Origin of the sequence: Chryseobacterium sp. T20 (assembly GCF_047345655.1) — a bacterium.
Lineage (GTDB): Bacteria > Bacteroidota > Bacteroidia > Flavobacteriales > Weeksellaceae > Chryseobacterium.
This window is the reverse complement of the sequence record NZ_JBLFDU010000004.1, coordinates 50,927-65,190: the sequence shown is the minus strand read 5'-3', so window position 1 is coordinate 65,190 and position 14,264 is coordinate 50,927. Positions and strand designations below refer to the sequence as shown.

17 protein-coding genes are annotated in these 14,264 nt (G+C 36.9%); 5 read left to right on the top strand and 12 right to left on the bottom strand.

The window, feature by feature from the left end:
* Positions 1-13: 13 nt before the first annotated feature.
* Both ACMA47_RS11415 and ACMA47_RS11410 read right to left on the bottom strand, forming a co-directional pair.
* Positions 14-490 carry a cupin domain-containing protein gene (locus tag ACMA47_RS11415; RefSeq protein ID WP_413929887.1) on the bottom strand — a complete coding sequence of 159 codons (477 nt, stop codon included), beginning with the start codon at positions 488-490 and terminating at the stop codon, positions 14-16.
* A gap of 3 nt (positions 491-493) precedes the next feature.
* Complete coding sequence (locus tag ACMA47_RS11410) at positions 494-1,483, bottom strand: NADP-dependent oxidoreductase (protein ID WP_413929886.1); 990 nt, start codon at positions 1,481-1,483, stop codon at positions 494-496.
* A gap of 92 nt (positions 1,484-1,575) precedes the next feature.
* On the opposite strand from ACMA47_RS11410, the gene ACMA47_RS11405 reads away from it, so the two are divergent.
* Positions 1,576-1,953 (top strand): winged helix-turn-helix transcriptional regulator, encoded by a 378-nt coding sequence (locus tag ACMA47_RS11405; RefSeq protein ID WP_034697438.1) that lies wholly within the window; start codon positions 1,576-1,578, stop codon positions 1,951-1,953.
* 307 nt (positions 1,954-2,260) lie between these two features.
* Here ACMA47_RS11405 and ACMA47_RS11400 read toward each other — a convergent pair whose 3' ends face one another.
* From ACMA47_RS11400 to ACMA47_RS11385, 4 genes are all read right to left on the bottom strand, one after another.
* A complete protein-coding gene (locus ACMA47_RS11400) occupies positions 2,261-3,115 on the bottom strand; it encodes a glycine betaine ABC transporter substrate-binding protein (RefSeq protein ID WP_413929885.1) in 855 nt (284 codons plus the stop codon).
* A 1-nt stretch (position 3,116) separates the two neighbouring features.
* A complete protein-coding gene (locus tag ACMA47_RS11395) occupies positions 3,117-3,944 on the bottom strand; it encodes an ABC transporter permease (protein WP_110367868.1) in 828 nt (275 codons plus the stop codon).
* A gap of 1 nt (position 3,945) precedes the next feature.
* The gene (locus tag ACMA47_RS11390) at positions 3,946-5,196 is read right to left on the bottom strand and encodes a quaternary amine ABC transporter ATP-binding protein (RefSeq protein ID WP_413929884.1); all 1,251 of its coding nucleotides are present in this window, start codon (positions 5,194-5,196) and stop codon (positions 3,946-3,948) included.
* Positions 5,197-5,726: 530 nt separating this feature from the next.
* Positions 5,727-6,092 (bottom strand): DUF1304 domain-containing protein, encoded by a 366-nt coding sequence (locus ACMA47_RS11385; RefSeq protein ID WP_047429381.1) that lies wholly within the window; start codon positions 6,090-6,092, stop codon positions 5,727-5,729.
* A 64-nt stretch (positions 6,093-6,156) separates the two neighbouring features.
* Between ACMA47_RS11385 and ACMA47_RS11380 the strand changes: the two genes are divergently transcribed.
* From ACMA47_RS11380 to ACMA47_RS11370, 3 genes are all read left to right on the top strand, one after another.
* On the top strand, positions 6,157-6,729 hold the full coding sequence (locus ACMA47_RS11380) for a Crp/Fnr family transcriptional regulator (protein WP_413929883.1): 573 nt from the start codon (positions 6,157-6,159) through the stop codon (positions 6,727-6,729).
* Between the two features lie 63 nt (positions 6,730-6,792).
* On the top strand, positions 6,793-7,227 hold the full coding sequence (locus ACMA47_RS11375; protein ID WP_413929882.1) for a DoxX family protein: 435 nt from the start codon (positions 6,793-6,795) through the stop codon (positions 7,225-7,227).
* A 4-nt stretch (positions 7,228-7,231) separates the two neighbouring features.
* Positions 7,232-7,675, top strand: a complete 444-nt coding sequence (locus ACMA47_RS11370) for a carboxymuconolactone decarboxylase family protein (protein WP_062675364.1) — start codon at positions 7,232-7,234, stop codon at positions 7,673-7,675.
* A 490-nt stretch (positions 7,676-8,165) separates the two neighbouring features.
* Here ACMA47_RS11370 and ACMA47_RS11365 read toward each other — a convergent pair whose 3' ends face one another.
* The 6 genes from ACMA47_RS11365 to ACMA47_RS11340 all read right to left on the bottom strand — a co-directional run bounded on the left by ACMA47_RS11365 (position 8,166) and on the right by ACMA47_RS11340 (position 13,076).
* Complete coding sequence (locus ACMA47_RS11365; protein WP_413929881.1) at positions 8,166-9,134, bottom strand: cyclase family protein; 969 nt, start codon at positions 9,132-9,134, stop codon at positions 8,166-8,168.
* A 186-nt stretch (positions 9,135-9,320) separates the two neighbouring features.
* On the bottom strand, positions 9,321-10,304 hold the full coding sequence (locus ACMA47_RS11360; RefSeq protein ID WP_413929880.1) for an aldo/keto reductase: 984 nt from the start codon (positions 10,302-10,304) through the stop codon (positions 9,321-9,323).
* 228 nt (positions 10,305-10,532) lie between these two features.
* Positions 10,533-11,285 (bottom strand): type 1 glutamine amidotransferase domain-containing protein, encoded by a 753-nt coding sequence (locus ACMA47_RS11355; RefSeq protein WP_413929879.1) that lies wholly within the window; start codon positions 11,283-11,285, stop codon positions 10,533-10,535.
* A gap of 2 nt (positions 11,286-11,287) precedes the next feature.
* Positions 11,288-11,575 carry a putative quinol monooxygenase gene (locus tag ACMA47_RS11350; RefSeq protein ID WP_413929878.1) on the bottom strand — a complete coding sequence of 96 codons (288 nt, stop codon included), beginning with the start codon at positions 11,573-11,575 and terminating at the stop codon, positions 11,288-11,290.
* A gap of 2 nt (positions 11,576-11,577) precedes the next feature.
* Entirely contained in the window at positions 11,578-12,462 is an 885-nt protein-coding gene (locus ACMA47_RS11345) for an NAD-dependent epimerase/dehydratase family protein (protein WP_413929877.1), read from the bottom strand.
* On the bottom strand, positions 12,459-13,076 hold the full coding sequence (locus tag ACMA47_RS11340; protein ID WP_413929876.1) for an NAD(P)H-dependent oxidoreductase: 618 nt from the start codon (positions 13,074-13,076) through the stop codon (positions 12,459-12,461). Before ACMA47_RS11340 ends, ACMA47_RS11345 begins: the two co-directional genes overlap by 4 nt.
* Positions 13,077-13,491: 415 nt before the next feature.
* Between ACMA47_RS11340 and ACMA47_RS11335 the strand changes: the two genes are divergently transcribed.
* Entirely contained in the window at positions 13,492-14,238 is a 747-nt protein-coding gene (locus ACMA47_RS11335; protein WP_413929875.1) for a metallophosphoesterase family protein, read from the top strand.
* The last annotated feature ends 26 nt before the right edge of the window (positions 14,239-14,264 follow it).

Below are 14,264 nucleotides of genomic sequence, written 5' to 3'. Positions count from 1 at the left end.
ATCTTTCAATTATTTAATGCTGACCATCAGCATCTATCAAAACAGCCAGCTGAATGCAAGGTTCATCAGACCGGTTACTCCATGCATGATTAGTTCCTCTTTGAATAACGATATCGCTCGGTTTCAGAAGGGTTTCTCCTTCTTCCATGATGAGATAGAGCTCACCGGAAAGAATAATGATATAATCCAGTGTGGGAGTTTGATGCATCATCGGATGAGGTTCATCCTTTTTCCATTCTATACCTAAATCTTTATCTGGTGGAACGACTACATATCGAAAGTAAGTACCATTTTTAGGTGTTTGCGGAAATCCGGTATTGGGAATTCTGGTTTCAAAGTCCAGGCTGGCTGGCATTGTCTGGGTATTCCACACATCGGAAATGATAAGCCCCGGGAAGTGTTCTACAGCATTTTCTACCTGCATGTCTTCAATAATGATAGATTTTCCGTCTTTCATTCCTGTTACGATTCGTCTTGGTATTTTGTTCATAGATTAATGTTTCATAATAAGTTTATGACCTTGGGTCTGATTATTTTTTAGAATGGAATGTGCCTCCAGAACAGTATCCAAAGAAAGGCTTCCAACGGTTTTATATTGTGGAGGGAGAATCGTTTCATTTTCAATGAGTGTTTTGATGGTAAGCAAACTGTTTTTATAGTACTCGTATTTTTTAACCATTCCATACGTGTAATTGGAGATATTCATGATTAAAGTTCCTTTGTTGAAGAGGGTTTCGTGAGCATCTTTTGTAACCAAAGCCGTTACATCCACATACATTCCGTTAATTTTCAAAACTTCTGCCGTCACTTCTGACATGGAGTTTCCCACCAGGTCAATTCCATATTCGAAAGGCTGGTTATTATTGGCTTTTACAATATTCTCAATAAGATTTTCTTCTTTATAATTGATGATCTGATGATGTTTCAATCCCAGATTGAGAAGAATCTGTCTGTTTTTTTCGCTGCCCACTGTGGCTGTGATTTGTTGGATATTATGTGCTAATAAAAGTTTGATCAGAAATGAACCGACGCCTCCGGTTGCTCCTGTTACCAAAACTGTATTTTCGGGGTTTAGTTTCAAACGGTTAAAGATTTGTAAAGAAGTAAGTCCTGCTGAAGGAATAGCAGCTGCCTGTTCAAACGAACTATTTTTGGGTTTAAAAGAAACAATGGTTTCAGGAACTGCAATATATTCAGCGTAAGTGCCGTTGCTTCCCATAGAACCGCTGCCGCAATAGACTTCATCTCCAATATTAAATTCTGTAACTTCTGAACCTTTATCCACTACAATTCCGGATAATTCTCTTCCTAATATAGGGGAACTGATCAGTTTCCGTTCCAATTCATTTTCCAGCATCTGGTAATCGATGGGATTGAAACCGCTTGCTTTAATCTGGATTAAAACTTCATTACTTTTGGGTTGAGGCTGCTCTGCCAGTCCGTTTTCCAGTGTTCCGTTCTTATTTAAAATAATTGCTTTCATTATTGTTAATTTGATACACAAATGTAAAAAGGGAATAGTTTATATTTGCTACTAGTTAACCAATGGTAACTAGTTACCTTCATGAAACTATTATGGCAAAAATCATTGAAAACGGTATCGAAAGAGAAGCGAGTTGCACGGAAGAATTGTTCGCAATGCGCGATAGTCTGGATGTTTTGGGAGGAAAATGGAAACTGATGATTTTACGGTATCTGACGAACAGACCGGATCAGATGATTCATTTTAAAAAGCTGGAACGCAGTATTGAAGGAATCTCTGCGAAAATGCTGAGCAAAGAATTAAAAGAACTGGAAACCAATCTTCTGATCACCAGAACCATTCAGGATACAAAACCGATTACAGTAACGTACGCTGTGACGGAATATGGAAAATCTGTATTTCCTGTAACGGAAACATTAGTCAATTGGGGAATAATCCATAGGGAAAAAATTAAAGAATCAATGGGATAGTTTGAGATATTGGAAAACGCAAAGACGCAAGAATTTTCCTTTAAATATGCCTTAAGGCGCAAGGATTTTATCTTTGATAAAATTTAATTCTGTTGAATTTTAACTGAAACAAACTTGCTGAAAATCTCCTATTGAGCGAAGTCGAAATGTTCTTGCGCCTTAAAGAAGTATATTATTGAATTTCTTTACATCCTAGCGATTACTAATAAATATTGCTTCATAGAGAAAAGATCAAATAATCTATATTGATAAAAAAATCCTCAGACCCGTTTAGAGTTGAGGATTTTAAATACTACCAAATTGTTTATTAATTTTTATCTAACCACGACTGTACCAGTTCAGCGTGATCTTCCACCCATTCTTTGGCGGTGGCTTCTTTATTTTTGCTCTGTTCCATTTTCATTAAAAGATCAGACATATTTTCATCATCAAAATGAACTTTGGAAAAGAATTTAGCCAACTCCGGATGATCTTTTGCAAAGCTCTTTCTGGAATAGGTTTTAATCTGCTCCGTTTCACCATATATCTTTTTGGGATCATCAAGAAACTTAAGCTTCATTTTTCCAAACATCCAGTGGGGTTGCCATCCGGTTACTACAATCCATTCTTTACGCTGTATGGCATTCTGTAATTCGGTGATCATAGCAATGGTAGAAGAGTTGATCTGCTGAAAATCCAGCTTATAATCAACGATTGCTTTATCTGTTCCGGTGGTTAATCCGGCCCCTTTTTCAATTCCAATAATTCTATGGTTGAATTGATCTTTATGCTGATTGAGTTCTTCAATGGAATTAATGGTAACATATTCCGGAACAACCAATCCTATACGGCCGTTGTCGTAATTGGTTCCAAGATGAGTCAGTCCCGGAAATTTAGCCAGTTTTTTAGCATGGGTGTAAGGTAGCCAGACTCCCATGAAAAGATCTGTATCTTCATTATTCATCGAAGCCAGAATCATATCTGTAGAAGCTTTTTGAATAATAACATGATAACCTTGTTTATCCAGAATAGCTTTAGCAACGTGCGTCATCGCCACATCTTCTGCCCAGCCATCTACCATTCCTATGGTGATGTATTTTGAGTTTTTTATGTTTTCACACGAACTTAATGCTGTAAATAGTAACATTAAAACGGGTAAAAACAGATATTTAAATTGTTTCATTTTATTGCTTTTTCTTTACAAATCCCTGGGTAATACGGTCGAGGATAATGGCTAAAATCACTACGGATAAACCACTTTCAAATCCTAATCCGATATCCAGATTATTAATTCCTTCCAGTACTTTTTCTCCTAAACCGCCTGCAGCAATCATTCCTGCAATAACAACCATGGATAATGATAACAATATGGTTTGATTGATTCCCGTTAAAATCGTTTTCATAGCTAAAGGAAGTTCAACTTTAAAAAGGATCTGACGGTTAGTAGCACCAAAAGCTCTGGCAGCTTCTACAATATCTTTTGGAACGGCTTCAATTCCCAGTGTCGTTAATCGAACCGCAGGTGGCATGGCGAAAATAATGGTTGCAAAAGCACCCGGTACTTTACCGATACTGAAAAACAGCACAGCAGGAATCAGATAGACAAATGCGGGCATGGTCTGCATCAAATCCAGTAAAGGACGGATGATTTTGTCTGCTATCTTGCTTTTAGCCGCTAAAATCCCCAAAGGAATAGAAAGAATAAGTGCCGTAATGGTGGACACAAAGATAAGCGCCAGAGTTTCCATGGTTTCTTTCCATAGACCCATTAAAAATATTAAACTTAATCCGGCAGCGGTTACAACAGCGATGCCTTTCCCAGCTTTCCATAATGCCAGCAGGGTAAAAAAGAGAATGATTACATAAAAAGGTGTGTTGGTTAGAACCCATTCAATCCCCATAATGGAGGAGTTTCCCAGATGTTTTATGACATCAAATACAGGCTTTCCGTTTTCTGTGAGCCAATTGATTGCAGTTTCTACATATTGGCCTATATCTATAGTTTTATTCATCTTATTGATTGTTTGCGATTTCTTTTAATTCTATGATCTCTTCTTCGTTAAACTTGGTGGCTTCTATGATGAGCGATAATTGGGTAATAAGACCTAAGAATTTATTATTTTCATCTACCACAGCGATGGACGATTTGTTTTCAGAGATCAGTGGTAGCATTTCTTCTACCGTCACTTCAGGATAAACCGAAGGAACATTACTGTTGATAATAGACTCTACCGTAGGTTCTTTCTCTTTGGCAATTCGGACAACATCTTTAAGCGTCACAAAGCCTAGAAATTTATTCTGAAAATCTACTACAGGTAGGTTTTCCAGTCCCGTAGTTCTCATTTTTCTTAAAGCTCCTTCAGGGCCGTCTTTTCTGAAACGTACCACTGTAGCTTTGTCGAACATTAAAGATCTTGCGGTGATAATCGTTTTACGGTCTACCTTCTCTACGAAAGCTTTTACATAATCACTTGCAGGATTGGTTAAAATATCTTCAGCCGTTCCTATTTGCTCTATCACCCCATCTTTCATAATGACGATACGGTCTCCGATTTTAATGGCCTCGTCCAAATCGTGGGTAATAAAGACAATGGTTTTTTGTAATGTATTCTGCAGTTCAAGCATCTGATCCTGCATTTCAGATTTGATCAAAGGGTCCAGTGCGGAGAAGGCTTCATCCATAAGTAATACTTCAGGATCATTTGCCAACGCTCTTGCCAATCCTACTCTCTGCTGCATTCCTCCGGAAAGCTGGGAAGGATATTGATTTTCAAATCCGGTTAATCCTACGATATCCAGTGCTTTCTGTGCTTTTTTATCACGTGAAGCTTTGTCTTCTCCTCTTATTTCCAGCCCGAAACCTGCATTGTCGAGAATATTGTGATGGGGAAGCAGGCCAAATTTCTGAAATACCATACTCATTTCCGTTCTTCTTACTTCCAGCAGCTCTTTGTTGTTTTTTCCAGTAATATCATCGTCATTGATGTATACTTTTCCGGAAGTAGGTTCATTCAGTCTGTTAAGACAACGCAGTAGAGTAGACTTACCGCTTCCCGAAAGCCCCATGATCACAAAGAATTCTCCTTCATAAATTTCAAAACTGGCTTTGTTGATTCCTATGGTACAACCTGTCTTTTCAAGAATTTCCTTTTTGGAAAAACCTTTGTCCAGAAGTTCCTGTGCCTTTTCTTTGTTTTTACCAAAGATGATGGTCAGGTCTTCCACTTTAAGTTTTACTTTTCTAGTGTTTTCATTTTTTTCCATATTCAGAATTTTTCAATTAATAATTTGATATAAGAAATTGTACACCAATTCATTATATCCATTTAGTTTTAGTTGTTCTGCTGATGACGATAGGATAAAATAATTTGCTAAGCCTTTAGTGATAAAAGCTTTAAACAAAAAAATAACAGCATAATGACCTGATGGCCTTATGTTTATTTTAAATATTTCAATAGATTATACTCTAGAAAAAGAGTGTATTATGTAAAAAGAAACTGATCTTTTACATAGATTCTACAATTAAATTACGGATGAGGTAATTAAAGATATGTGTACTGAACAACTTGAATGGCTACATTTCATCAAAATGCTTGCCAGCATCAAAAAACTGTATATCAATTTCTAATGACGGTGCAAATTTACGAATTTTATATTAAATGGATTTTTAAGGCTGTAATGTGTTGATTTTCAGTTTTGTTTTAAATCAGGTGTTTCACGGGATTTTTTCTCTTATCATTCAAGTTAAGAGAATATTGATGTGAGAAGAAACTTTGACGATATTATCCGTAAGACTATTTCAATAAAACGGCAATAATGGCAAGGATAGCGGGTAGAGCCTGAACGAAAAATATTTTTTTAGTAGCCGAAATTGCTCCATAGATTCCGGCAACGGCTACACATCCTAAAAAGAATAGTGCTACATTGGTCTGCCATTGCGGATCTTTAATCAAAAAAGACCAGATCAGTCCGGCAGCCAGAAAACCATTGTAAAGTCCCTGATTAGCAGCAAGTCCTTTCGTTGGTTTAAACATTTCTGCAGGCAAAGCAGCTTTAAAAACTTCTTTTCCTTTGGTTTCCCATGCAAACATTTCCATCCAAAGAATATAAAGGTGTTCCAGTGCAACAACAGCGATCAGAATTTTAGCAACGATTTCCATGATTCAATATTTTCTCATTGTAAAACTAAAAAAATAAAGTTAAGTTTGAGTATTAATTTGCAAGATGGACTCATTCAAATCACATTTAAATAAATTCATTACGATCAATGACGAGGAATTTGATTCCATTATTTCTTTTTTTCATGTTTTGAAAGTGAAAAAGAAAGAAAATCTGATGGTTGAAGGTGAGGTATGCAAATTTAAATATTTCGTTCTGGAAGGCTGTCTGAGGAAATTTTTTGTGAACGAAAAAGGAGTAGAACAAACCACTGAATTTGCTATTGAAACCTGGTGGATGTCCGATACTTTTGCTTTTGAGAAACAGTTGAAATCAGATTTTAATATTCAGGCTGTAGAAAATTCCAAAATTTTAGCTATTGATTTTCAGTCTCAGGAGCTTTTATTGGAAAAGCATCCCGTCATGGAACGCTATTTCAGAATGGTGTACCAAACAGCTTATGCGGCAGCTGAAAAAAGAATCCGATATATTTACGAGATGACGAAGGAAGAATACTATGTACATTTTAGCACTCTGTATCCTTGGTTTATCCAGAGAATTCCACAATATTTAATTGCTTCCTTTCTTGGTTTTACTCCGGAATATCTGAGTGAAATCAGAGCAAAATTACGATCTTAAACCAGTTTAAGTTTTTTACGGATCAGAAGCCGGAAATTTGTCATGTGATTAAAAGCTAATGCAATGACAGATCAAAAAAATCAATTTCCGCAACTTTTTTTAAGACTGGCTCTTGCCGTTACGATGCTTTCTGCAGTGGCAGACCGATTCGGATGGTGGAGCAAAGAAAATTCGACATGGGGGAATATGGAGAGTTTTAAAGAATATACAAGACAGCTTACCTTTTTTCTTCCGGAAGCTTTAAGTACAGTTTCAGCATATGCTGCTACTTTTTTAGAAATTCTTTTTCCTTTGATGCTGATTTTTGGATTTAAAACAAAAATGGCAGCCTATGGAAGCAGTATCCTGCTGTTAATTTTTGCGATATCCATGACTATTGCATCAGGACCAAAAGCCCCACTGAACTATTCTGTATGGGTGGGAAGTGCAGCCGCTCTTTTACTGGCGGTACAGCAACATTATTCTTTAAGTATAGATCAATTAACCAAAAAAATATAATATTATGAGCGCAAGATTAAATATTGCAACAGTAGATTCAGCAGCCTATAAAGCCATGCTGGGATTGGAAGGGTATTTACAAACGATTTCTTTAACACACATTCAGAAGGAGCTGATTAAAATCAGAGCTTCACAAATCAATAAATGTGCTTTCTGCCTTGATATGCACACCAAAGACGCTATCAAATACGGAGAAAATCCTCAGAGAATTTTTATTCTGAACGGATGGACGGAAGCAAAAGAATTTTTCACTGAAGAAGAGCAGGTGCTATTGGCAATGACAGAAGAAATTACACTGATCAGCGACAAAGGTTTAACCGAAGAAACGTATCAGAAAGCAAAGTCTTTCTTTGATGATAACCAGATCGCTCAGATCATTATGGCGATCATTACGATCAATGCCTGGAACAGAATTGCAGTAAGTACTCATCTTCCGATTGCAAAATAATGAAATCAGGGAGTGAGTAGATGGAGGATGGATGTGATGAAGACTGCATCATCTACGGATGTTTACTTTATTTAAAAAAACGGCCTTTCAAATTTTTGAAAGGCCGTTTTGATGCAAGATGCAAAGTGACAGTGTAACACAGTTCGGGTATTAATTCTAAAAATAAATTCTTTGGTTCATTTTATTTTTTAAACCGGAATTACATTGTCTCTCCGTTTCTCGGATATAAAAGTTGTTTGAATTTTATCCAACCACAAAAGTCACAAAAGGTTTTATTTTAGAAAACTTGAGTTGACTTAAGTAAGTTTAAAATGATACCGCAGAAAAGTTCACACAAGATGAAAATCAAAGATTTTTACAAAACTTAGGGGTACTTATTACGCATAAGGCCTGGTTCTGAAAAAACTTAAGTGTTTTAAACTTTTGTGCCTTTTGTGGTTAAAATAATGAATATAAAAGTTTAAACGATCTTATACTTTAAGCATTTAATTTAATAAATCGCCACAGGATTTACATTCACCTGAGTAGAGCCTACATATAAAGGCTGACCCAGCACGAATAGAAATTCCCAGACTTTTTGCTTCACCAATGGACGACTATCGATCAGCTCCAGATTATAGATTCCTTTTTTTGCCAGCATAAACTGGTTGATAGGGAATTCTTCTTTACTTTTAGGGTTGGGATATACTTCTGAAGCCCAGGTGTCACCACCAAAAGCAACGATTCCCTGATCGGCAAGCCATTTTGCGGCCTCCATTCCGATTCCGGGTTCTGTTTCCAGGAATTGTTGGTTGTTTTTGCCAATCAATTCAAGCCATCCCGTATTGAAAAGAACGATATCGCCTTTTCGCAGAGTAAGTCCCTGTTTCTTCAAAACAGATTTAATATCTTCTACTGTAAATTCTGTTCCTCCGGGCACGATTGATTTTCCATAATGAGTAGTCATATCAAGCACTACACTGCGGGTAACGAAAGGAGGTACTTTTTCAACACCCAGTTTTTTCACACCTTCTACGGTTACAAAATCTGTTGCCTTGTTGCCGTTGTAGTAAGTATTATCAATACCGATGTGTCCGATACCGTTCAGCTGTGTTCCCACTCCGGTCCATCCGTTTACTAACTCGTCATTGAAGGTGAATTTATTAGGACCTATGCTTTTTCCACCCTGCTCTCCGGGCTGAATATTATATAAATTGAAGCTTCTGTGTCTGAAAGCAGGAAGGTTTTTATCAATAGGAACGGCAAGTGCTAATGTTTTACCTTGTTTTACCAGTCCTAGTGCTTGTTTTACAACTTCAGGTGTTAATAGATTGGCTGCTCCAATCTCATCTTTCGCGCCGTAAGCAGAAGGATACCATGATTGATCTTCCGGATTGACGAGTGTCTGGGCTTTTAAACTCATGCTGTTGAAAGTCAATAGGGTAGCTAACCCGAACATTTTGATCAGATTATTTTTCATTTTTTATGAGGTTTGGGGTTAAAGGAGGGAAGCAGGAAGCTGGGCGAGGGAGGTTCTTGAAGTCTGATAACAGATAGATTAGTGTACAATTCAACTTCAGTCATTCCGACGAAGGAGGAATCTCTTTGTTGCATTCAGAATAGTACAATAGAAACCTAACATAGCATCCAGCTTCCAACATTTACATTAAATTTCGCTCAATGCCGAATTGATAAAGTTCAATTCTTCCTGTGAAAGGTCAATAGACATTGCTTTTGCGTTTTCGATGGCTTGCTGTGCATTTCTTGCTCCTGCCAATACGACTGTGATTGCCGGCTGCAAAGTAGTCCATCTTAATACCAGTTGAGAAAGGCTTGCACCTTTTTCCTGAGCGATAGGTTCTATTTTTTCTAAGAATGTTTTCACTTTATTCAGATCAAACTGAGAGAAATATCCGTTTCTGTGATCGTTATCTTTCAATTGAGTTTCTTTGAAATATTTACCGGTTAAAAGACCTCTTTCCATTGGACTGTACACGATGATTCCTGTATTGTTTTCTAAAGAATAAGGAACAAGATCGTTTTCAATAGCGCGGTTCAGCATGCTGTAGGAAACCTGGTTGCTGGCAAGTTGTAAAGTTCTGTTGGCTTCTTCCATTTGAGCTACACTGTAGTTGCTTACTCCTGCTGTACGAATTTTTCCCTGTTGGATCAATAATTCCATGGCTTCCATAGTTTCAGAGATAGGCGTTGTGCTGTCCGGCCAGTGAAGCTGTAAAAGATCAATATAATCTGTGCCTAATCTTTTTAAGCTCTCTTCAACTTCTTTGATGATGTTTTCTTTAGAAGCCAATTTATAAACGGGAAGTGTCTTTCCTTCGTCTTCTGCATCAAAGAAAAATTCTCCTTTGCCATTATTGCTTCCGTACCATACCAATCCGAATTTGGTTAAAAGCTGGATTTTTGAACGGTCTTTTCCTTTGATGGCTTCACCGATCATTTCTTCACTCAGTCCGAAACCATAGAATGGTGCAGTATCGATAGAAGTTACGCCATGATCCAATGAGGCGTGAATAGAATTGATAGAATCCTGTTTTTCATTACCTCCCCACATGTTTCCGCCAATGGCAAAAGCTCCGTGTGTGATGGTTGATAATTCTAAGTCAGTGTTTCCTAATTTTCTATATTCCATTTTTGTTTGTTTTAAAATTGTTGTTGTGTTAAACCACCCCGTCAAAAATTCTTTGAATTTTCGCCACCCCTCCAGAGGAGGGGAATTCTCGCCGTTTCAATGGTGACACTTTTAAGAACTTTTCGGATTTAAAAAGAACTTAAGTGTTCTTTTCTGTATTCTGAATAGCAACTTCTTTTTACTTAAGTGTGTGAAAACTGTTGTGACTTTTGGGGTTAAAATTGTCTGTTATTTCTTTAGTTCTTTTGCGATAGCTTCTCCAACGCTTTTTGCAGACTGTGGATTCTGTCCTGTGATCACTCTCTGATCGGTTACCACATGATTCTGCCATAGCCCGGATTTTTCAAATTTTGCTCCTCTTTCTTTCAGTTTATCTTCCAGTAAGAAAGGAACAACGTTGGTTAATTTCACTTCAGATTCCTCTTCATTGGTAAAAGCATTGATTTTTTTACCATCTACAAGATATTTTCCGTTATTCAGTTTGATATTCACCAAACCTGCAGGACCGTGACATACTCCGGCTACAATTCCTCCGTTTTCATAAATTTTAGAAGCAATATCTGCCAGTTCCTTATTGTCTGCAAAATCCCACATTGCTCCATGTCCTCCTGCATAAAAAATGGTTGAATATTCTTTTGGATTCACCTGTGACGGAGTCATTGAATGATCAATCTTGTTTTTGTATTCCTGGTTTTCCCAGAATTCTTTATTGACAGGATCTTTCAAATCGAAGCCGTCTACCGGAGGAGTTCCGCCTTTCGGGCTTACAAAGTCAATTTCATATCCTGCTTTGTGAAGAACTTCCCAAGGATGAGAAACTTCACCCAGATAATATCCTGTATCTTCGCCTGTACTGCCTTTTTTATCATGGCTGGTAACGACGAATAAGATTTTCTTTTTCATATTCTTTGATTTTTTGGTTTGTGCCTGAACGAATCCTATCGTAAAGACTGCCAGCATTAACAACGCTAATTTTTTCATAGTTAAATGATATTGGTAAGATAAATCTGTGGTTTTTCCTGAAGCTTTTCCTCTACCAAAGCTCCGAAAGCCTGAATGTAAGGTTGCTGATTGTGTTGAGCCAGTCCTTCCTCGCTTTTCCAGATTTCGTAGAAAACAAATTCATTTTTGTCTTCAATGCCCTGATGCAGACTGTAAAGTTCGCAAGCTTCTTCTTTTCTTGTTTCTTTTACCATATTCTGAAGAACTTCCAGGACCTCTGCCTGATGTTCTTCTTTGGATTTTATAATAGCTGTAAGATGAATTTTCATAATTAAATAAAATTTTCGATTGAGTTATAGATAGGTTTCCAATCCAGTTCTGCTTTAGCTTTATCCGAGCTGCATCTGCTGTTGGAGGCAAATCCGAAATAGCCTCCCGCAGGACCGAATTTATCAACTGCTTCCTGTATACTTAATGATTCTGCAGGTTTTAGACTATATTTTTTACTGATGTTTTCTGCAATGTTTTTTAAAGAAGATGAACCATTTTCTGCATAATAAATGGAGCCTCCTTTTGCTTTTTCCAATGCGAGTACATACAAATCTGCAAGGTCTTCAATATGTAAATTAGACCAGATATTTTCTCCTTCACCAAAATACACTCCATGTCCTTTTTCCTTTGAAAAATTGATGAGAGCGGGAATCTGGATACTGTCTTTTTTTATTCCCAAACCTTCTCCGTAAACCATTGTAGGAACAATAACAATACTTCTTATGCCCTTGTTTGAAGATTGTAGGACATAATTGTTGATCAATACTCTTGATGCCATTTCCAGTCTTGGTTGCAAAGGGAAATCTTCTCTGAAGATAAAATCACTTTTTTGACCATTCTCTTTTCCTCCAAAAATGGCAGAGCCTGAAGTGAATATAAACGTTTTGTGACTTCCTTCCAGAGCTTTGATAAAGTTATCTGCTGCATAAGAATCATCTGCTGAATCTGCATTATGGATCACTGCATCTACACCGGAAACCGCTGTTCTGATAAGATCTTCATCATGGATATTTCCCACAATAGCTTTGATTCCTAATGATTCCAGTTCCTGTACATGGGTTTCATTACGAACCAGTCCTGTCACTTCATAATTCCTGTCAAGGAGTTTTTTTGCGATAGTTCCGCCAATATAGCCGGTAATACCTGTGATCAGTACTTTTTTCATAATACTAATTCCTGTTTTAATTCTTTTTCAAATACATTTCTTACATGCGCTCTGTACAATGTCATATCACGTTCTACATTAGCATTTTTCTCTACATCATGGAAGTGGAAGCTTTCCATTTTTTCTAGTGAAACAAAGGCATTCATTCTGTGAAACCCAAATAATGGTCCTTCATCCACACTTTTTTCACTGAAAAATTCTCCGGGAAGAGTGAAAGCTGTTGCAGGAGCATTCCAGCTGGTAGTCAGCATATATTTTCTTCCTCCAAGCATTCCTCCTGTTCCGTAGTTGATTTCCGGATTCTCAGCATTTCTTCCGTCGCTCATATAAATTCCTTTGGCATGACCCGCTGTGAACACTTCGTCAATATATTTTTTCAATCCATTAGGCAATTGGAACCACCAGATAGGAGTGTGGTAAATAATGTAATCTGCCCATACAAACTTCTCCACTTCTTCATTTTTGTCGTAATTTTCACTTACATTGGTTATCTTTACTTCTACATTCTCAAATTCTTTAAGAACGGCTAATGTATTGTCTGCGATAGTCTGATTATATTTTCCTCCGGAATGTCCGAAATTCTGTCCTCCGTTGATGATTAGTACTTTTTTCATTTTTTTATGATTGTTTAAATTTTACTCTGCAAAGTTAGGATGGATGTTTGTATAATAAAAATAATATAAATTATAGGGTGTTATTATTTTTATGATAGTTTATTGAGTTCAAGGTTTTGGGTTCAAAATTTAAGGTTATGTATGTGAATGGTCAATGGTCAATGGTCAATGGTCAACCCGCTTTGCTTGTGAATTTGTTATGTGTTTCGGGTTGCGTGATTCGAGGTTGAGTTCAATTGATTCGTTTGTGTATGCAGGTATTGCTAACCAGTAGTTAATCATTCACAATTGACTTTGCGCAGCAAAAATTGACAATTGACAATTGACCATTTCCTTTTTCATGGTAAAATGTCATATTCTCTTTGAACTGAAATTCCTTTCCGTCATGTAAATTTGTCTAACAAATTGAAGGACAATGATACAGATAGCTGTTTTTAGTGATGTGCATGGAAATCTTCCTGCATTGGAGGTTGTGTTGAAGGATATGGAGCAAAGAGGAATCCGCCAGAGGTTCTGTTTGGGAGATCTGGTAGATTTTGCACCCTGGGGAAATGAAGTGATAGAAAAAATAAGAAGTCTGAACATTCCTTGTCTGATGGGAAATCATGATGAAAGAATTGCCTTTGATATTCCTGTGGTTCCTTTATCCAAGCATTCAGAAGAAGAAACCACTGCCAGATTCATTGCGATAGATCATTCAAAAAAACATATTACAGAACCAAACAAAAAATTTCTTTCCGAACTTCCTTTTCATTTAAAATTAAATTATAAAACAGGTAAGAAACATTGGAATATACAGTTAGTACACTCCAGTCTTGAAAGTAATGATACCTATTTATACGAATCTGAGAATGATGAGGTTTTCACATCTATGCTGAAAAATGCGAAAGCTGATCTGATAGTGATGGGGCATACTCATTTATCATTTAAAAAACAGTTTGAAAATAATACATGGGCTGTCAATTGTGGCTCGGTGGGACGTTCTAAAGAAGAAAACAGACTGGCTTCTTATCTGGTTCTGACTTTAGATGAAGAAAAAATTACTCCTGAAATTATACAGTTGCCTTATCCCATCGATGAAACTGCCCGCCAGATAAGGGAAAGCGGAATTCCGGATTATTATGCTTCTTTTTTAAAGAATGAAAAATTATCAATATTATAATTATTTTGTAATTTTGTATCAGAATA

Excerpts from the sequence above, each read along its gene's own strand:
- ACMA47_RS11405 (WP_034697438.1), top strand. The coding sequence starts at position 1,576 with ATGGCAAAAATCATTGAAAACGGTATCGAAAGAGAAGCGAGTTGCACG.
- ACMA47_RS11410 (WP_413929886.1), bottom strand. The coding sequence starts at position 1,483 with ATGAAAGCAATTATTTTAAATAAGAACGGAACACTGGAAAACGGACTG.
- ACMA47_RS11385 (WP_047429381.1), bottom strand. The coding sequence starts at position 6,092 with ATGGAAATCGTTGCTAAAATTCTGATCGCTGTTGTTGCACTGGAACAC.
- ACMA47_RS11415 (WP_413929887.1), bottom strand. The coding sequence starts at position 490 with ATGAACAAAATACCAAGACGAATCGTAACAGGAATGAAAGACGGAAAA.
- ACMA47_RS11345 (WP_413929877.1), bottom strand. The coding sequence starts at position 12,462 with ATGAAAAAAGTACTGATCACAGGTATTACCGGCTATATTGGCGGAACT.
- ACMA47_RS11380 (WP_413929883.1), top strand. The coding sequence starts at position 6,157 with ATGGACTCATTCAAATCACATTTAAATAAATTCATTACGATCAATGAC.
- ACMA47_RS11335 (WP_413929875.1), top strand. The coding sequence starts at position 13,492 with ATGATACAGATAGCTGTTTTTAGTGATGTGCATGGAAATCTTCCTGCA.
- ACMA47_RS11395 (WP_110367868.1), bottom strand. The coding sequence starts at position 3,944 with ATGAATAAAACTATAGATATAGGCCAATATGTAGAAACTGCAATCAAT.
- ACMA47_RS11350 (WP_413929878.1), bottom strand. The coding sequence starts at position 11,575 with ATGAAAATTCATCTTACAGCTATTATAAAATCCAAAGAAGAACATCAG.
- ACMA47_RS11375 (WP_413929882.1), top strand. The coding sequence starts at position 6,793 with ATGACAGATCAAAAAAATCAATTTCCGCAACTTTTTTTAAGACTGGCT.
- ACMA47_RS11390 (WP_413929884.1), bottom strand. The coding sequence starts at position 5,196 with ATGGAAAAAAATGAAAACACTAGAAAAGTAAAACTTAAAGTGGAAGAC.
- ACMA47_RS11360 (WP_413929880.1), bottom strand. The coding sequence starts at position 10,304 with ATGGAATATAGAAAATTAGGAAACACTGACTTAGAATTATCAACCATC.
- ACMA47_RS11370 (WP_062675364.1), top strand. The coding sequence starts at position 7,232 with ATGAGCGCAAGATTAAATATTGCAACAGTAGATTCAGCAGCCTATAAA.
- ACMA47_RS11365 (WP_413929881.1), bottom strand. The coding sequence starts at position 9,134 with ATGAAAAATAATCTGATCAAAATGTTCGGGTTAGCTACCCTATTGACT.
- ACMA47_RS11400 (WP_413929885.1), bottom strand. The coding sequence starts at position 3,115 with ATGAAACAATTTAAATATCTGTTTTTACCCGTTTTAATGTTACTATTT.
- ACMA47_RS11355 (WP_413929879.1), bottom strand. The coding sequence starts at position 11,285 with ATGAAAAAATTAGCGTTGTTAATGCTGGCAGTCTTTACGATAGGATTC.
- ACMA47_RS11340 (WP_413929876.1), bottom strand. The coding sequence starts at position 13,076 with ATGAAAAAAGTACTAATCATCAACGGAGGACAGAATTTCGGACATTCC.